The sequence below is a fragment of the Maribacter luteus genome (assembly GCF_009674825.1).
Classification (GTDB): domain Bacteria; phylum Bacteroidota; class Bacteroidia; order Flavobacteriales; family Flavobacteriaceae; genus Maribacter_A; species Maribacter_A luteus.
In genome coordinates, this window is record NZ_WKJH01000008.1 from 121,611 (window position 1) to 140,832 (window position 19,222).

Consider the following 19,222-nt stretch of genomic DNA (forward strand, 5'->3'; position numbering starts at 1 on the left):
GTTCAAAATACCGTGTACAGGGTGGTCACGATTTTTCCCTTATGGTCGTTCGAGAGCACGGACACTAATTGTTTTTCTTCTTTTATCTTTAGATTGAACGGAGGGTGCAATAGGTTCAATCCGCTTTGTTTTTTGATTCGGATGCCTTGTCCGGAGATTATATCCATATTGGGTGTAAAATCCCCTTCAGGAATATGTTCGGTCAGAATAATATACTTATAACGGTACAATTTGCGAACCACGGCCCCAACTTCGGCATTCGACAAATGTTGAAGTACCTGTCTGACTATGGCACAATCCCCATCGGGTAGTTCATCCACGGCGATATCCAAACAACGGAATTCCAGGTTCTTGTTCATGAACCGTTCTTTATTATGGGCGATCAGGTCGGGAACAATATCCACCGCGATATATTTTTCGGCATAACCCACCAGTTGTTTCCCGACATTAAAATCCCCACAGCCTAGATCACAGACCGTAAGCGGTTGTTCAAAGGCGGACAAGAACGATGATAAAGCGGCTACATAAGGTTGTACGGCTTCTGGATCATGGGAACCGTTACCAGAGTAGTAAGAGGAGGTTTCCCCGCCCCAAAGGTTCATGGCATAAACCTGCTCCATGGCATCTTTTGTGGGCCAAGGCTTCTTTGTTCTTTGGAAGGGTTTTTCTTTGTTGTTCATGAATAAGGGCCAGAATAGTCTGAAACCAAATATAAAAATAAAGGGTATAAGGTACAGGGACCTTCACATTAATTTCAAAACCCATATTTTCGTGAAAGTTTAAATGGGTCGTTGCGACCAAATTCATTTCAAAACCGAATACGATCATCATTGAAACACCCTAAATACGTACTTCCCGTAATTGTGATCTCCCAGTTTTGTTGTACTTCCCTTTGGTTTGCAGGTAACGGTGTCATCAATGACCTTGCACATAGTTTTGGTCTTGATGGCGATGCCATGGGACATTTGACCTCGGCCGTACAGTTCGGTTTTATCATCGGTACTTTGGTTTTTGCAGTTTTGGCCATTGCCGACCGATATTCCCCTTCCAAGGTATTTATGGTCAGTGCTGTTCTTGGGGCAGCTTTTAATTTAGGGGTTATTTGGGAAGGCAACGATTTATCCAGTTTGCTTATCCTTCGTTTTCTTACAGGTTTTTTTCTTGCCGGTATCTATCCGGTAGGAATGAAAATTGCCGCGGACCATTATGAAAAAGGCCTTGGCAAGTCACTCGGATTTTTAGTGGGCGCCTTGGTCGTAGGTACGGCATTCCCGCATCTCCTGAAAGACCTAACGGGAGCATATCCGTGGAAAGCCGTGCTCATGGCCACTTCGTCCCTAGCGGTGTTCGGTGGACTCTTAATGGTTCTGGTAGTGCCCGATGGTCCGTATCGGAAGGAGGCACAACGAACGGAGCTTTCCGCCTGTGTCAGCGTGTTTAAGAACAAGGAATTCCGTGCAGTGGCATTTGGTTATTTCGGTCATATGTGGGAGCTTTATGCCTTTTGGGCCTTTGTACCCATTATGCTCCAGAAGTACGGTCTGTCACATTCAACGGCAAATTTCAATATTCCCTTGTTATCGTTCGTGATCATAAGTATGGGCGGACTCGCTTGTGTCTTGGGAGGGTATATGTCAGAAATGGTCGGCACCAAACGCACGGCTTTTATCGCATTGTTCTTATCGGGTGCATGTTGCTTGGTTTCACCTATGGTCTTTGATAGTGGGTCCCCAAGTTTGTTTGTAGGGTTTCTTATATTTTGGGGCATGGTCGTAATTGCCGATTCCCCATTGTTCTCTACCCTGGTGGCCCAAAATGCCCCGGCGGAGCTAAAGGGCACCGCACTTACCATCGTTAATTGTATCGGTTTTGCGATAACCATTGTCAGTATCCAGGGCATCACGGCGATTATGACGATAACCGAATCCAATAGTTTGTACGTTATTTTGGCCATAGGTCCTATTTTGGGTTTGATTGCCTTACGGAAGAAAATAAGCTTGCCGATACCTAAAGGGGCATGACCCTAAATCCTTCTTAAGTTGCACAACCACAAAAGATTATCCTTATTTTTTAATTTTGATCGGTATACGTATTTTAGTGAATAACAAACACCAAATACAATGAAAGCAGCAGTTTATACCTCTTATGGCCCGCCCAATGTTCTTCAGTTGACAGAGGTGGATAAGCCCCAGCCCAAGGAAAATGAAATTCTCATCAAAATACATGCGGCAACCGTTACCGCTGGGGATGTAAGATTGCGGGCATCGGATTTCCCACCTTTGTTTTGGCTTCCGGCACGGTTGATATTCGGCCTGTTTAAACCGAAAAAGAAAATTTTAGGGCATGAATTGTCCGGGACCATCGAAGCGATTGGAAAGAACGTCACGAAATTCAAGGTGGGGGACAAGGTTTACGGGACCACGACCATGTTGCCCACGGGCTCCTATGCCGAATATATTTGCTTGCCTGAGGAATGGAAACATGGGGTTTTGGCCATAAAACCGGATAATCTGGGTTTTAAGGAAGCTGCGGCCTTACCCATTGGGGCAATGACCGCCATGTACCTTCTGGATAAGGCCAGTTTAAATAAAGGACAAAAGGTTTTGGTCTATGGGGCTTCCGGGAGTGTGGGAAGCTATGCCGTTCAGCTGGCAAAACAGCAAGATGCCATGGTAACGGCCGTTTGTAGCGGCCCTAATTTTGATATGGTAAGGTCATTGGGTGCCGATAATGTATTGGATTATAAAAAAGAAGACTATTCGGAAAGCCTTGAAAAATTCGATATCGTTTTTGATGCCGTAGGCAAGACCACCAAATCAAAAGCAAAAAAGGTGCTCAAAGAGGGAGGTACTTTCGTTACTATCAAAATGCTGACCAAAGAGAAGAACGAAAACCTTGGGCGTATAAAACAATTGGCAGAAGCCGGAAAGCTAAAACCGTTTATAGACCGAACCTTCGGACTCAATGAAATCGTTGCAGCACATGAGTATGTTGACCTGGGAAGGAAAAGGGGCAATGTGGTCATTGAAATAGTTCAATAAAGCGAATGATCCAAGGTGCGATGGTGAGCAGTAAATTGTTGAATATACTATTTCATAATGCATCTCCGCTTGCAGCATTCCAAAAAAGGGAAACACCGTATAAAAAACCCAAAATAAATTCGATTCCTTAATGTAGTCCAATACCTTTGTAATAGCAAAATGTCGCTATTGGCAAAGCATGGATAATAGTAGTTGTATGAAAAAATGGATCTTGATTATAACGATGGTCATCTGCCATCAAACGATCTTTTCAAACGATCTGGATAAACTCAAACAAAACGTAAGGGATTTTTATTTGCTTGAAAAGGTGAGTAACGCCGAAGTGGCCCACTTACTTGAGGGAATGAAGGGGGATTATTCTTTTGGTGACATCGATTACGATATGCACCGAAGAAGTAATTGGAAACCGCGGGAACATTTGAAACGACTTATTAAACTCGCCATTGCCTATGAAGATGTGAACAGCGATTATTACCAGCAAGATCATTTGGCAGAGGCAATCGTTGGCGGACTGAATTATTGGAGCTACCATGATTTTTATAGCGACAACTGGTGGCATCAGGAAATTGGGGTTCCCCAAAGTATTGGGCCTACGCTTATCATTTGTGAAAAGATCATTCCCGATTCCACGATGGTGAGGTCTTTGAAAGTGATGGACAAGTCCAAAATCAAGATGACGGGTCAAAATAAGATATGGCTCAGTGGTAATGTATTTATGCGCGAACTGGTTCGTGGCAATAGGGATTTGATGACGGCCGCCGCCGATACGATCAAATCCGTCGTAGTGCCATCAAAACCCTATGAAGAAGGTATTCAACCCGATTATTCCTTTCACCAACACGGTCCCCAACCCCAATTAGGGAACTACGGATTGCATTTTGCCGAGGACATTGTAAAGTGGATGTTCATTTTCGATAAAACGGGTATCGCCTTTTCTTCAGAGAAGGTAGACCTTATGCGCAATTTCATGTTCCAGGCGCAGCAAAAAGTCAATTACAAAGGAAAATACGAGCTTTTGGCAACGGGACGCCAACTTTTCCCGGAGAGGGTTAACGGCGAAAAATATCGCGGGCCCATGTCTAAATATGAGCTGTATAAAAACCTTGAGCGCATATTTAACTTGTTCGATTCCCATGAGAATCCAACCGGTCCCCCCAAGGAGTATGTCCATTTTCGAAATTCGGATTATAGCCTATATCGCACAGATGGATTTTTCTCGCCCGTACGTATGTCTTCCCAACGGGTAATCGGTGCTGAGGCCGGCAACGGGGAAAACCTAATGGGCTATCATTTGGGCGATGGTACCAACCTGATCTATCGCAAGGGGGACGAATACCATGAAATTTATCCGGTATGGAACTGGAGGAAATTACCCGGCACCACTACGGTTCAGGATACTGTACCACTTCCCGTTTTGACATGGTCGGGATATAGGAACGGCTCCCATTTTACGGGAGGCCTACAGAGTGATTGGGGCGGGATTTCCGCTTTTGAATATCGACGGGATAGCCTAAAAGCGAATAAATCCTATTTTTTCAAGGACAATACGGTCTATGCCTTGGGTTCGGCCATCGGTACCGATAGGGATTTTGAGGTGGTGACCACGATCAATCAATGTTATAAAAAAGGTCCGGTGATTATTAACAAGAAAAAAGGCAAAATCACTTCCGTCTGGCATGATAGTATTGCATACGTGAACCTCGGAAAGCAACAATTGAAGGTTCGGCAAGGTATACAGACCGGTAATTGGAAAAAGATATTGACTTGGCAAACGGATACCCTTATATCAAAAGAGGTTTTTGATCTGGAAGTGGATCATGGCATACGACCAAAGAACGCAAAATATGCTTATGTAAGTATCGTGGGTGTTTCTGAAAAGGAAGCGGAAAAAGCGATAAAAAAGGAATTGGGGCGAATACTGGTGCATAGCGGGGCGGTACATGCCCTAAGTTTTAATCAGGGGAAGAACATAGCCATCAGTGCGTTTGAACCTAGTGAAGTGCCCATAGGGCATAAACAACAATTGAAAATCAATTCTCCCTGTTTATTGAATCTTTATAAACTTGAAAAAGGATGGAAGATAGAAGCGGTGGATCCAACCCAGATGCTTGAAAAGCTTTCCTTCGGAATATCGGGAAAATATAAGGTTCAAGGTTCTCAGGTTTCGAAAATTGACGGGAACGTAACTTATTTCGAAATATCACTTCCATCGGAGAATGATAATAAAGGAATGAAAGCATCCGTTATTCTGATGTTGGAATAACATATCATAATAGATCACGAAACAAATGGTAGAGATCAAAGTAGCATTTTACGTTTTAGGGGCATTGTTCGGGATAAAGAACAGTCGTATCGCAGCGGAAAAAACGTTGGTCACCGTAGACCCGATTGCCAAGACCATCGTAATTGTCGAAGAAGACCTTTTTACGGTGATTCAGGAAGAAAACGATAGTGTTCTTGTAAGCGAAGAGTTCCTTAAGATCCAGAAGAGGGATTGGATTCCCGAAATAAAGGGGTATGCCGAAAAATCGGTGGAGTTCTATACCGATGAAAACAATCTACTCAATGCAAAGGTCGTTTTAAAGTACAATACCTTTGAGGATTTAAGTACCTATGCTTTGGGTGTTGCTCCCAATGGGGATTATTCATTGATACAGGTACCGAATTGGAATGTAGAGAGTACCGACGGTCAATTGAACGATATGTATTGGAACTTTGATGCAAGCAAACCTTTTTCCTTTACTATGGAAGCCTATAAGGACATGCCCGAAAAATATAAGGCCGATAAAGTAAGCCTTACCGCTATGTGGGAAGCTGCGAATAAAGGGTAAACCTTTGGGTTTCGGGAAATAGCAACATCTTCATTCTTAGGTTACTACATTACTTGGTTAAGGGCAATTTTCAATGAAGTGAGTAAAGTTTTCCACCATTTCAACAAAAATATTTTTGTGTGTAATTTTTATTATCGTAATATTGCAATGAATAGATGTATGAATAAGAATGATATCTGGTCAAGGTGTCGTTGGTTGTTGGTAAATGTAGCACGAAGGTAAATCAAAAAGGTCGCCTCATGAGGGTTATCATTTAATGACAAGGGGAAACATTCGATTTTTTTGCACTAATTAATCGTTTTATTGCAATAAAGGAATAATAAACAATCAAAATCCCATATACAATGAAAACTAAAATGACAATGCTTACCATGTTCGTATTACTGAGCTTTATGCAGGCCGTGAATGCGCAAAAGTTAAAAGACAGAATTAAAGAATCGGTCGTGGAAATCGGAACCACATTTATCGAAATCCCGGAGGACCGTTTAAAACTCCTGGATCAGATTGCCTTTACAATGATTAGAAAAAGGGATGACAAAGGAATCGCCCATGTCGTTTTGGTAGATGCCAACAACCATGAACTCAGTCAGCTTTCCATGGTTTGGCTTACTACCGGGATACTTTACTACGGCCATGTAGATCTTTTCCAAATACAATCCGCAGGCTTAGCAGCGGATAATCAAAAAATACCAGGGCTACGACAACTCAAGGAATATGGGTTTACATTAAAGGACAACCAAAAAAATGGGGTTATGGGGTACAGGTTAAAATACGGTTCTGGCAGTTGGGAGGTTTATGGGAAATCATTGAGCGACCTTCAGGTACCCGAAGGGATAGCCATTAAGATTTTCCTTCAAGATAACCTTATCGACAATTCAATTGATAACAATCTAGTTTTAGATTCTACGGATTCCTCCAATATCGCTAAAGAAATGCTCTATTTGGCGACACGAATAAATAATTTATTAATGCGAAATCAGAAAAAACAACAACTATGAGACTATCGAAAATAAAAGAAATCTTGGGCAAGTCAGAGACCTTGGCCTTTGAATTACCGAACGGGGAATTGGTCCCAAGACATTTTCATGTGACCGAAGTAGGGAAGGTCACCAAAAACTTCATCGATTGCGGGGGTACGGTACGTAAGGAAGAAGTGGTGAACTTTCAACTATGGCAGGCCGATGATTACGACCATAGGCTGCATCCTGAAAAATTGGTGCACATCATAGAACTTTCAGAGAAGGTTTTGGGTATCGGGGATTTGGAAATAGAGGTAGAGTACCAAGGGGATACCATCGGTAAATTCGGTTTGGATCATGATGGCAGCAATTTCTTACTGACCACAAAGCAGACCGATTGCCTTGCCAAGGACAATTGTGGTATTCCCGCAGCGAAACCGAAATTGAAACTTTCTGAAATTCAGGCGGCAACTTCCTGCGCTCCTGGTAGCGGTTGTTGTTAGTCCGGGGATAAATTCCCTTACAACATGATCGAAAATATGCCATAGCAATAGGTCTGTTCCATGGTAAGGGATCTTGTTTTAGTGCTAGTAGTTTCGGCCCCAAAGGCAAGCGTATGGATCATGATGGTATTTTGGGGGTAAAAACCATCATTTGTTATACCTTTGGGGTACGATTCAAGCGGTATGTTCTTTATATCGACTTCCATTGTATGTAATGGTTCTTGTTATGTTTGGCGTGGTATGGCAAGACCGGTTGAAATGACTACGTTGCGCCACCGATTTTTTTTGGATTTATGGACACTTGGACATTGGCCGCCATTATAATGCTGATCGCATTCGTAATGACAATGACAGGTCGCGGAGGCGGCAATTTTTATGTACTCACCTTGGTATTGGCAGGGATCGATATGAACCTTTCCGCATCTACCGGGCAATTCATCCTAATGTCTTCCTCCTTAATGGCCACCATTCTTTTCAGTCGCCAAAAAATGAACCATTGGAAACTGACCATCCTTTTGGGGGTTTTGATTTTCGTTTCGGCAATGAGCGGTGGGTATCTGGGACATTATTTTAATGAAAGAATGTTGAAGATCGTTTTTGCCGTGGTCATGTTCCTCGCAGCCATCCTAATGCTGAGAAAACCTAAAAAGCACCTGAAGAGCGATCGTAAATGGATCGTTTCCTTAAAATCCAACAACGAGGAATACCATGTAAACCTTTTGATAACCGTTCCCGTGGTTTTGCTTACCGGTTTTATTTCGGGTATGGTGGGTGTTTCGGGCGGTTCCTTTTTAGTGCCTTTGATGCTGCTTACCATGAGTGTGCCCATGCATATTGCCGTAGGCACATCGACCACTTTGGTCACCATTTCGGCGGCAGCGGGTTTTTTCGGGCATCTGGGTGCCGGGGTGTTTTACCCACAATTGGCCGTTCCCCTTGCGTTGGGTGGATTGGTAGGCGGATTCCTAGGGGCTAAACTGGCAGTGAAATCAAAACCAAAAAACCTCAAATACCTCTTTGCAGGCACACAACTGGTAGCTTCCGTGATCATGATCTACAACGTTTTATAAGACCTTGGTAGCATTTCAATTTCGGTACTTTCTTCAATACTTCAAAATGGACTACCAAAATTATATTCGGGAATCATAACCGTGGCCATACTTTTTTATGCAAAACGATTATCTTTCGAACGAAATAGAAATCCCTCACCATGAAAAAAACCGCTTTTATTCTGCTCCTGACCTTGATTTTTTCCTGCAAGGACAACAATAACAGACCAAGTCAGGGACCCGAAGATCGGCAGCGACCATCGGCTAGCCAGATCATTTCGGATTTCGATACCGATAAGGACGGAAAACTGTCCCAAGAGGAAGTTGGCGGACCCCTTGTTGAGGAATTTTCGAATATAGATACGGATAAGGACGGATTCTTGACTGAAAGCGAATTGGAAAACGGTCCCAAACCCCCACGTAGGGGACAAAGTGAGAACACGGTAAGTCCGGATGATATAGATCCAACGGTAAAGTCCGTTCCCGTAAATACCGACTTTCTTATCAAAGAGAACATTATCGGGGAAATCGCCCAGGATACGATGGCCTTATCGGGCGTGGAAACCCTTTGTTATGTGATAAAGACCCATTCACGGGCCACCGAACATCAGATGGGGCCTTGGTGTCCACTGCATATTGAAGACGGTATGGAAAAAGCGGGCATTTGGTTCCAAGATGGGAAAGTCTATGATGTCTCTGGGCATTTTATCGCCAATTTGGATGAGTTCTATACTGATGATAAATGGAAAATGTATAACGAGGACGGTACCATAAACGTTACCCTTACAAAAGAAGCCTGTTTGGCCGCCGCAAAGCCCGATGTAGATGCAGCCTACAACAACTATTGTGTGGAATGTATGCCCGATTTTTTCAAGGATCAGGTAACCACCTTCGTGATTCCCGTACAACCGCAGTACCTGACCACCGCCCAAAGTTTTGGTAGGGGAGGCATAGGAATGGCGTTCAATGGGGTAAATTATGATCCTCCGGCACCTACACACGCCATATTGGCCGCACATACCATTGCTCCCTTGGACGATCATGGCGGACATGTAAATCCGCATGGGGGTTATCATTACCATGCCGTTACGGGTTCTACCAAGGAAATTGCCCAGGAAGATATACATGCTCCCATGTTGGGCTATGCCATAGACGGATTCGGAATTTATGCCCTGTTGGATAAAAACGGGGACAAACCCGAGAACTTGGACGAATGTGGGGGACACTCCGATGAAATTCGAGGCTACCATTACCATGCTGGGGAACCTGGGGGCAACCAGATTATAAGTTGCTTACACGGCCTACCGGGCTATACCGAGGTAGAGGAGTAAGAAACCACATTCCTGATTCTTTTAAGTTTTTTGGTTGGATGGCATTCCGTCTGTCTTTAAGATCGAAACTTGTTGAGAAGCTAGTTTAGGAAAACCTCTTGCCGATAACCTAAATCGGGAGATTCGTGATGAATCATATTTTGCGCGAAATTAAAAAGGAACCCCACACTACGTGAACATTTTGGGATTTAGCTATTGCCAAAAAACGTATTTGTTTTATGACAATAATGAGAAATGCGCGAGGGTTTTTTATGGGTATCATGAAAAGGGATGTAATTCGTTAATAATCAGTAATTCTTTTGTTAGTTTGTGTTAGCGCACGGTAGAAAAAAGCATTGACGGCCCCTTGAACCGTACCCTAAAAAACCAAACCAACTCTAATGAATAAAGTCTTCAATCTGTGCTATGCCGCGCTTTTTATGCTTACCTCTTGTCAGGATTCCGGCATACTGTTCAAAGATGCCCTATGTATCGAGAACATATCGATCATTGACCCCGAAGAAGGATTAAAGAACAATCTTACCCTTGTCATCAAAGAGGGGAAGATCTTTCAGATAACACCTACTGAAGAAATACGGCTATCCAAGAAGAATACCATTGTTGATGGTACGGGAAAATTTATGATCCCCGGGTTATGGGATGCCCATATGCATTTTTCGTACATTAAGGAAATGGCGCCCCATATGTTCAATTTGTTCCTGGCGAACGGTATTACCAGTGTACGGGATACGGGAGGCGATATTTCCTTTGTCAATAAATGGAAACAGCTGTCATTGGCCAACCCCACCGATGCCCCTAGGGTAATGGTCGCAGGTCCGCTTTTAGATGGTATGCCCAATGTTTATGATGGTAGTGACCCCGGGCACCCGCCACTTTCAGAGGGTTTAAGGTCTTTAGATGATGTAAGGGACAAGGTGAAGGAGTTGGACAGTCTAGAGGTAGATTTCCTAAAGGCATATGAAATGTTGTCACCCGAGCAGTTTATCTTGATCAACAAGCTGGCAAAGGAAAAAGGACTTAAGGTTACGGGCCATGTTCCTTTAAGTATGGATGTTATCAGTGCATCGAACGCAGGTATGAACAGTATGGAGCATTTACGAAACCTGGAACTGTCCTGCGCCTCCAATGCCGACGAACTATTGGCAGAACGAAATGAACTTTTGACCCTTGGGAAAGATGAAAAAGGGGCTGCCCTTCGTTCCAAAATACATAACGAACAACGACAACGGGCCATTGAGAACTATGACCCGGAAAAGGCCAAGGAAATTTTGGCCGTCCTCGCAAAAAATGACACCTGGCAAATTCCGACCCTAGCATTGAGCACGGGGTTCGTAAAAAGGCCGTTCACCCAAGAAAAGTGGCAAGAAGATTTTAAATATTTGCCCGAATATATTGAGCGGGACTGGAAAAGGAACATAGACCTGTTCTCAAAAAATGAAATCACCCCTTTTAGGATCGAGTATGTAAAATGGTTGATGAACATGACCTTGAACATACATAAATCTGGGATCAATATGATGGCCGGCACCGATTGTCCCATCTTCTTTTTGACCCCCGGAGCTAGCTTACACGAGGAATTGGCCGTTTTGGTAGAAGCCGGACTCACCCCATTACAGGTTTTAAAAACCGCAACGGTAAATCCCGCAAAGTATTTTGATATGGAAGAAGAACTCGGGAACGTAAGAACGGGCCATTGGGCAGATTTGGTGATCCTTGATGCCAACCCCTTAGAAGATATAAAACATACCAAGCTCATACATGCCGTGGTGAAACAAGGAAAGTATTATGACCGTACCGCTCTCGATGGCTTATTGCAAGAGTTGAGTGCCAAGGAAGCTGAGATTAAGGAGAACCTCTGAAAATAGACTTGTATTTTATAGGATTTTGGTTGATAACTCTTGATAACTGGGTTATGCCATTAATAGTATTTGCCTTACTTTAGAAGTGTGAAGGAAAGCACCGTTTTGTAAACTCCCGAAAACGGTCATGAACGGAAAGCCAGCTAAAAAAACCAATGCCCTTTTTTTGTAGGGCGAAGCTTTGATCAAACGTTTTACACACACCGGTACCAGTATCCCAAAAGGGCGCACACCCTTGATCGGACTTCCCAAACCTCTTGTGGAAGCCCTAATTTTTTACATTTTTACATCCCTATTTTCCTTTTGTTTTCATAGCAATAAGTGCAAGACCATCTTGTTACAAACAAGACAATTACAAAAAAATAAGGGAAGGGCATTACGGATATCTGTAAGGAAATCTTTAAATAAAGTGATAGGTTGCAATAGTCTTTTATATCTTGATTTGTGGGTATATAGAGGTGTAATGCATTGATATAAAATAGTTGGGACAATTAAAAAAATGAGCGCATACAAAGTAATAGACCGAATTCAGATTGAACCACATATCTTGTTCATTAGGATTGAGCCAACTGATATTAAAATAACTCTACGAGATGTTTTTAAATCATTATCTGATACTGCTTGGATTAGTGTTTTTGATAAAAAGTACATTCAAGATTATTTTCAAGTCAGAGCAGAAGAAACTATCAGTTACATAGCTGCCAACATAATTAAGCAATCAGATGACAAAATCACAAGTGATACAGGTGAGCTTGTAGTTTCTGAATTATCCAGGTTAACTGTAATAAATGAATTGAAATACTTAGATATCCCATTAGCAGAAATTATTAAGAGTCAAGCTGTGGGAAATGATGGTTTTGACTTTTTCTCCAAGAATTTAAATAAAATAATCTTATTTGGTGAAGCCAAATTCAAATCAAGTCAAAACGCTTATGGCTCAGCTTTTGAACAAATTGAAAGGTTTGAGAGAACAAAGCAAGATGTATCTGACATTAAAGAAATAAAGGAATTCTGTTGTGAAGATTCGCTTAATAATCATTCGAATGGAAAAAAAGGATTTATCGCATCTTTTGCTAGTAAATCAACATCAACATTAAATATTGTAAACGGAATTAAAAGAAACACCCATTACAATATTCTCAAAAAGCATCAAGAAATAATCTGTGTTGCAGTCAACGTATGAAGAATGCAATAAAAAATATCATTAGTACTGAAGATATGGGGGACGTAGTTTCTTTTGTGTTGGATCGAATTTATAAGAATGGTCCCGTATCAACAACTGACATGGAAATTCTTTCATATTTAAAACTTTATAAATCCGAAGAATTCAAAGTTCATCAGGAAAGGGTTTTAAACTACATGGGAGTATTCTATAAAAACGTTGAACCTCAATCATTAAAGGAAGTTGTATTCCGGCAGTACAGAATGCATATTATTGAGAATTTCCAACACACATATACACCAGTACAAGCGAGTATCATTAGTGAAATCGAATCAAATAAATGTTTTAGCTTTTCAGCACCTACGAGTACAGGGAAGTCATATGTTTTTATGAATATAATTCAGGAAAGTACAGATGATATTGTCATTGTAGTACCTTCGAGAGCACTTATTAATGAGTATTATCATAAACTCAATAATTTAATTGAAAACAAGGCTGTAAACATTTTAACCTTTATAGACAAGATTAATACAAAGCATACAGAACGAAATGTATTCATAGTCACACCAGAAAGATGTAGGGAATTATTTAAATTAAAACAGCAATATCAAGTAAACACATTTTTATTTGATGAAGCACAACTGAGTAATGAAGATTCAAAACGAGGGTTGTATTTTGATAGTATTGTAAGAAGGGCTCAAAAATCATTTCCAAATGCAACATTTGTCTTTGCTCATCCTTTTGTTGCAAATCCTGATTCTCAAATTAAGAAGAATCACTTTCAACTTGATTCATCAAAGTCAGTGCAATTCAAGCAAAAAAATGTTGGACAATTATATCTTTGCTCAGATGATGAATGGAATTTTTATCATTTTGGTATTGAAAAATCAATAATGGGTAATACTAAAATAAAATGTGCCTTTGACCCTATTGAAAAAATAATAAAAAGTAATGGCTCTGTGCTTTTCTATGTTTCTAAAAGTAAAATTTACAATAGAGGATTTCTAAATCAATTTGATAGATATATCAATTTATGTACTGAAATTGAAAGTGAAAAAATCGATTCCTATATTGATCAATTAAAAGAGTATACGGGTGGCGACACAATAGCAAATAAAAACTACTATTCTCAATTACTAGCTTTACTAAAAAGGGGGATAGTTATACACCATGGATCCTTGCCGCTTCAAACAAGATTAATCCTAGAAAGATTTACGCAGGATGGCTTATGTAGAATATGTTTTGCAACATCAACGTTAGAACAAGGAGTTAATATGCCCTTTGATGTTGTATTTCTTGACAGACTAGAAAGAAGCAAACCTCTATCAGTAAAAAATCTCATTGGTCGTGCAGGAAGATCAACCACTTTGAATGAATTTGATTTTGGCTATGTCATTATAAATTCACCTTCAAAAATGTCTGCATTTAGAAGTGTTATAGAACAAGATGAAATATTAGATGAAGAATCTGCTCTTGAAAAGTCCGAGCAGAAGGACGATGATTACAACGACTTCAAAGAGGCAATATTAAATGACACATACTCTGATGAATTCAACTTAACTGAAAAAGATATAGACAAACTAACATCTGAATCAACAGAAGAAGTAATTAGAAAAATCCTTGTAACTGTTTTTGAAAATAATCAAATCGTACCTCTTAGGAAATTAAATCAAGACCTAAGAAATAGGTTAGAACTCTATTCCTATTTTCGATCATTGTATGCTATCTACTTAAACCGACCACTTGGTGATGGAGAAGGAAATGTATTAGATACAGCAATTAAAATTATGCTTTGGAAAGTACACGGTAAGACTTTTAAAAACATTTGTTGGTATCGTTACTCGCATGCAAGCAAGACAAGTGAAAGAGCTAAACTAGAAAAGCTTGGAAGAAACACAAACCAAATAAAAGCAAACTTCATTACGGGCTACCATCCAATACCAGATAGGAATCATAATGTATACAGTCTCCTTCCTAAAGGGACAAGAGCGGTAGATGTAGATTATGACCTCATAATGACGGACACATATGACTATATTGATAAACTAATTAGTTTCAAATTAACTGATGTATTTTATGCTTCATTTATAAAATATTTTCAAAAAGAGAATGATCTACGAGCGGAGAAACTTGCTAAGTTCATTAAATATGGAACAGATAATGAAAAACATATTTGGATGCTTCGATATGGAATGTCATTTGAGGAGATTAATAAATTAGAAACGCATATTCTTTCCATTAATGCCGAAGAAATCGTTTTTAAAGAATCAATCTTAGAAGTGCCTAAGGAAGAAAGAGAGTCAATTGAAAGGTTTATTAGAATACAAAAAGAATAAAAAACTACCCCGCTCTGCAAAGTCTGTGACTTCGTAGCGTAGTGATTAAGCGGCAATTAAATAGAATAAAAAGTGAATAAATATTAACTTAAAACCTAATTAGCAGCAAGGTAAGTTCATTATTTAAAGTATTAATATGAATTGTTATAAACATCCAAGCCTAATTTCTGTTTCAAAATGTATGAATTGTGGCCGTGGTCTTTGTCCAGAATGTACAGATCGTTTTGCTATGCCTACTTGCGAAAAGTGCTCTGCATCTCAGGAAAGAGCTAAAAAAAATATCAAAAAAATTAATAAAAGTTCTATTGTTTTTGAAATGGTTATAACATTATCTGTGGGATTTGCATTTTGTTATTTGATAAAAGAGGGGTATTTATTCGATATGCCAAAAACTGATTATTTTTCATCGAGCTTGGATAACTATATTTTTTTCGGATTAGGAGCAGGGGTTGTTTCTGCATATTATACATTGCCAACTATTCAATCACTTTTATCAACTGGTACTGCAATATGGGGTGGTTGTTTTTTTTGGTTCATTATTTATTTCTTAAAGTTTTTTATAGCGATGTCTATAGGTATTTATATTCTGCCATTTAGGGTCATTTATAATATTTACCGACTTTTTGAATAATTTAAACATTTCCCCCGCTACTGATAAGTCTAAAAAAACAAATTCGCTATGAAAAATACATTATTGGTTATATTTTTTATTTTAATCAACCCATTAAGGGCTACCTCACAGATCAATAGTACTGTTGATGATTATACCTATACAAGGCATTATGAAAATGGAGCCCTAAAAATAGCATTGCACGTTAATTCCCAGACCTTTGAAAGTTTTTATGAAAATGGGCAGGTTTTGGCTACCGGTAAAACCGATGGAAAAAGTAATTTGTCTTTTGAGGAAAAATTGGAAGCTGAAGAATTAATGGGGGAAAATTATGCTAGAAATGGCGTCTGGAAATTTTATTATGAAAACGGAAAATTAAATGCCACAGGTAGGTTCATTAACAATAAAGAAGACGGGGAGTGGGTAAATTTTTATTCCAATGGAGCCGTATACTTTAAAGGAAGTTTTTCAAAAGGTTTGGAAATAGGGGAGTGGATTACTTATTATAAGAGTGGGGCCATTAAGGAGATAAACTGTTATAATGATCTTGGGGAATTGACTGGGGAACAAAAATTTTATTATGAAAGTGGAACACTATCCTCAACGAGTACTTATGTTAATGGGGATATGGAAGGTCTTTCATATAATTATTTTGAGAATGGTACGGTGAAAACAAAATATACGTATAAAAATGATGAATTGAATGGAGTAATGAAATTGTTTCATGGCAATGGTTCATTAAAATACACGGTAAGTTATAAAAATGGTGAAGAGGAGGGCTTGGCAGAATATTATTATAACAACGGAAATATTCAGAGTTCGGGAAATTACATTAATGGCAAAACTGAAGGTGTTTGGACGTATTATAATATGAATGGCGATATCAAGAAGAAAATAACATATAAAAACGGAGAAAAAATATAGTAGAACCTGCTCTGCGAAGTCTGTGACTTCGTAGCGTATTGCGTAAGTACTTGGATAAGTGGCAAGAGTGAAATAGCGCAGTGTAATGGTATGGTGCAAAGTTGCAAACTTCGAACAGTCGAATTACCAAATAAAAATAGGTGCCCCTTAGAATGGGCATCATGCTCGTGCCCAGTAATGGCAAGTATATAATCGAAAAGAAAGTTAATGTATATTTGAAAGAACCCCCTAAATGGCGCATGACAAAAAAACGGGTTAGCCGAAAACCGATTAAGAGTAGGCACTAAACCATCAGAATTATGAAAAAACCAACCAACCGCTTAACCGTATTAGTACTACTTTTTGTATTGGCTTTAAGCTTTCAAAGCTGTGAACAGCAACAAAAAGAAGAAACAAAAGAAGTTGAAAAAGAAGTTTTGGTGCAATCGGAGAAACCCGAATATTTTCTCTTGCGACCAGAAGTGGAAAAAGCATATGGCTATTCCCACGCCGTAAAAATCGGGAATAGCATAAAAATTTCTGGCGCAGTGAGTATGGATGACGAAGGAAATCCGACTGCCGTTGGCGATATAGAACAGCAGATGAAAAATTGTTATGCAGACTTGAATAAAATATTGGAACACTATGGTTGCACCTTCGATGATGTGGTCAAAGAAGACATTTTCACAACTGACATGGCACAAATGCTCGAAAAATCGGCCTACCGGGCAGAAATTTACAAGAATGGCTTTCCTACGGGTACATGGCTAGAGGTAAAAGGTTTGGCAATTCCTGAATTTATGGTTGAAATAGAACTCGAAGTACATAAATCGGAATAAAGGTACGCACGCACAACAGCTCTGCGAAGTCCGTGACTTCGTAGCGTATTGCGTAAGTAAGTGACATGAGTGAAATAGCTAAGAACTGTCAGGTAAAACCAATCCGAACTTTATAAACAAATGAAATACATAAAGACAGATACTGAATACGAACCTAAAATTACGGGAAGTCCGAATGGAGTTTATTCAGTTGAAATCAAAGAAAAGAAATCATTTAAATCAAAAGGAGAAAGAAATTATTTCAACGAATTTGTCAAAAAAAATAACGAAGATATCAGAAGAGTTTATGAACAGAATTTTGTTAAGATTGACAATAAGAGAATTACTGAAATAATTTACTTCCCTTCATATAAAAAAGCTAAAAATATTGACGTTGTTCAATATCGTCCTTTTCAAATGGGTTTTCAGTTATTAATTTCTGAGAAAGCATATGAAATCCTAAAAAAGTATAGAATACCAGCTTACAATATTATACCCTCCAAGATTGAAACTTTTGATAAGAAGTACTTTATGATAGGATTTTCAATGATTGAAAATAAAAATATTGACTTTAATAAATCTAAGTTTTACGACTTTAAACTGGAAAAAGAAATAGTTTACAAAAACAATAATGATTATGCTGAAATAAATTTCTCAAGATATCCTTTAGAAACATATCTAAAAGAGAGGTACAACTACGATATCATAAATCTGCAAGGAGAAGGAATTTATTTTTCAGAAGACCTAATAACGGCATTAGAAAAAAATGGAATAATTGGGTTTGTCAGGAAAAAGTCGATTCTATATAATGAAACTGAATGACAAAAAACCGTACAGCTAACAGTACCTATAAGAAATAGCGCGTAAAGTTCTAAATTTAAATCCCGCTCTACGAATTGCGTGACTTCGTAGCGTATGGCGTAAGTAAGTAACAAGAGTGAAATAGCTCAGCTTAATAATATGGAGCGAAGTTGCAAACTTCGCACAACCCTAAATGAAAGATCATTACTATCATAGTCCAAGATCCCTTGGGCAAAATACGGCCGTAAAATATGCGGAACTAGTTCGTAAAGGGCTAGCTTAAAAACAATAAAAATGATAATTTTGATGAGGTTTTAGAAAACCAAGTCGTACTAAATTAGGGGAGGCTTACCGTTTAGGCTAGGTCCTTACTGTGCAGTACATTACATAAAATCAAAACCTACATCAAGAATTATGAAAAAGGAAAGTCCTAAATTTAAAATCGCTTTACATTTTTATTATAAGCATATTGTTGCCATTTGTCTAATAGGTATGTTTTATTCCTGTAAAGAGAAGAACAACCTACCAGAGGAAATAACACAATTGGAATATACCGAAACGCATGATGTAAACACTCAAGCCTTTAATCTAGTCGGTAAATGGAAAATGGATTCTATTTGGACCCTAAAAGATGATAAAAAGATAAAACCAAGAATCGGTTTAATCGATATCTCTTGGACTTTTGATGAAAACAACAATTGGCAACTGGAAAGTGGTCCCGTTAATGCGAAAATAGAAAACAATGAGGTGGAATTGAGCAATCCAATGAATAAACTCAAATCGAAATATACCGTAACCGATAGCATTTTAACTTTGAGGTCCTTAGACCTTAAATATAAAATATTGGAAATTGATTCAACTAAAATTTATATGAAATCGCTTGGGGTAATCAATGAAGCCTACAAGTTTGTTTCCGTTACACCATAAAAAGCCAACAGGTGCACATAAAATATTGGGACATTAGGGCAACAAATTGGATACAAAAAATAAATGCATTGTTAAAATCTGATACTGTGAAC

18 protein-coding genes are annotated in these 19,222 nt (G+C 39.2%); 16 read left to right on the forward strand and 2 right to left on the reverse strand.

Going from position 1 to position 19,222, the window contains the following annotated elements:
- Positions 1–2 precede the first annotated feature (2 nt).
- Positions 3–680: a class I SAM-dependent methyltransferase gene (locus GJ691_RS10995; protein WP_154366827.1), complete on the reverse strand. Its 678-nt coding sequence runs from the start codon at positions 678–680 to the stop codon at positions 3–5.
- A gap of 150 nt (positions 681–830) precedes the next feature.
- Between GJ691_RS10995 and GJ691_RS11000 the strand changes: the two genes are divergently transcribed.
- The 6 genes from GJ691_RS11000 (at position 831) to GJ691_RS11025 (ending at position 7,334) form a co-directional block, all read left to right on the forward strand.
- Positions 831–2,021: an MFS transporter gene (locus tag GJ691_RS11000; protein WP_154366828.1), complete on the forward strand. Its 1,191-nt coding sequence runs from the start codon at positions 831–833 to the stop codon at positions 2,019–2,021.
- 99 nt (positions 2,022–2,120) lie between these two features.
- A complete protein-coding gene (locus GJ691_RS11005) occupies positions 2,121–3,041 on the forward strand; it encodes an NAD(P)-dependent alcohol dehydrogenase (RefSeq protein ID WP_154366830.1) in 921 nt (306 codons plus the stop codon).
- A 196-nt stretch (positions 3,042–3,237) separates the two neighbouring features.
- Positions 3,238–5,304, forward strand: a complete 2,067-nt coding sequence (locus tag GJ691_RS11010) for a polysaccharide lyase family 8 super-sandwich domain-containing protein (RefSeq protein WP_179955101.1) — start codon at positions 3,238–3,240, stop codon at positions 5,302–5,304.
- A 25-nt stretch (positions 5,305–5,329) separates the two neighbouring features.
- On the forward strand, positions 5,330–5,872 hold the full coding sequence (locus GJ691_RS11015; RefSeq protein ID WP_154366834.1) for a hypothetical protein: 543 nt from the start codon (positions 5,330–5,332) through the stop codon (positions 5,870–5,872).
- A gap of 344 nt (positions 5,873–6,216) precedes the next feature.
- A complete protein-coding gene (locus tag GJ691_RS11020; RefSeq protein ID WP_154366837.1) occupies positions 6,217–6,870 on the forward strand; it encodes a hypothetical protein in 654 nt (217 codons plus the stop codon).
- On the forward strand, positions 6,867–7,334 hold the full coding sequence (locus GJ691_RS11025; RefSeq protein WP_154366839.1) for a DUF6428 family protein: 468 nt from the start codon (positions 6,867–6,869) through the stop codon (positions 7,332–7,334). Before GJ691_RS11020 ends, GJ691_RS11025 begins: the two co-directional genes overlap by 4 nt.
- A 17-nt stretch (positions 7,335–7,351) precedes the next feature.
- On the opposite strand, the gene GJ691_RS11030 is transcribed toward GJ691_RS11025, so the two are convergent.
- Positions 7,352–7,540 carry a hypothetical protein gene (locus GJ691_RS11030; RefSeq protein WP_154366840.1) on the reverse strand — a complete coding sequence of 63 codons (189 nt, stop codon included), beginning with the start codon at positions 7,538–7,540 and terminating at the stop codon, positions 7,352–7,354.
- Between the two features lie 87 nt (positions 7,541–7,627).
- Between GJ691_RS11030 and GJ691_RS11035 the strand changes: the two genes are divergently transcribed.
- The 10 genes from GJ691_RS11035 to GJ691_RS11080 all read left to right on the forward strand — a co-directional run bounded on the left by GJ691_RS11035 (position 7,628) and on the right by GJ691_RS11080 (position 19,130).
- Positions 7,628–8,404: a sulfite exporter TauE/SafE family protein gene (locus GJ691_RS11035; RefSeq protein ID WP_154366842.1), complete on the forward strand. Its 777-nt coding sequence runs from the start codon at positions 7,628–7,630 to the stop codon at positions 8,402–8,404.
- 140 nt (positions 8,405–8,544) lie between these two features.
- Entirely contained in the window at positions 8,545–9,714 is a 1,170-nt protein-coding gene (locus tag GJ691_RS11040; RefSeq protein ID WP_154366844.1) for a YHYH protein, read from the forward strand.
- Between the two features lie 380 nt (positions 9,715–10,094).
- Positions 10,095–11,573, forward strand: coding sequence for an amidohydrolase family protein (locus GJ691_RS11045; RefSeq protein WP_154366846.1), 1,479 nt, complete (start codon positions 10,095–10,097; stop codon positions 11,571–11,573).
- A gap of 499 nt (positions 11,574–12,072) precedes the next feature.
- The gene (locus GJ691_RS11050; protein ID WP_154366848.1) at positions 12,073–12,756 is read left to right on the forward strand and encodes a hypothetical protein; all 684 of its coding nucleotides are present in this window, start codon (positions 12,073–12,075) and stop codon (positions 12,754–12,756) included.
- On the forward strand, positions 12,753–15,071 hold the full coding sequence (locus tag GJ691_RS11055; protein WP_154366850.1) for a DEAD/DEAH box helicase: 2,319 nt from the start codon (positions 12,753–12,755) through the stop codon (positions 15,069–15,071). Before GJ691_RS11050 ends, GJ691_RS11055 begins: the two co-directional genes overlap by 4 nt.
- Before the next feature lie 136 nt (positions 15,072–15,207).
- On the forward strand, positions 15,208–15,702 hold the full coding sequence (locus tag GJ691_RS11060) for a hypothetical protein (RefSeq protein WP_154366852.1): 495 nt from the start codon (positions 15,208–15,210) through the stop codon (positions 15,700–15,702).
- A 48-nt stretch (positions 15,703–15,750) separates the two neighbouring features.
- Positions 15,751–16,605, forward strand: coding sequence for a toxin-antitoxin system YwqK family antitoxin (locus GJ691_RS11065; RefSeq protein WP_154366854.1), 855 nt, complete (start codon positions 15,751–15,753; stop codon positions 16,603–16,605).
- A gap of 299 nt (positions 16,606–16,904) precedes the next feature.
- Positions 16,905–17,423 (forward strand): RidA family protein, encoded by a 519-nt coding sequence (locus GJ691_RS11070; RefSeq protein ID WP_154366856.1) that lies wholly within the window; start codon positions 16,905–16,907, stop codon positions 17,421–17,423.
- 120 nt (positions 17,424–17,543) lie between these two features.
- Positions 17,544–18,224, forward strand: a complete 681-nt coding sequence (locus tag GJ691_RS11075) for a hypothetical protein (protein ID WP_154366858.1) — start codon at positions 17,544–17,546, stop codon at positions 18,222–18,224.
- 393 nt (positions 18,225–18,617) lie between these two features.
- Entirely contained in the window at positions 18,618–19,130 is a 513-nt protein-coding gene (locus GJ691_RS11080) for a hypothetical protein (RefSeq protein ID WP_154366860.1), read from the forward strand.
- Positions 19,131–19,222 lie beyond the last annotated feature (92 nt).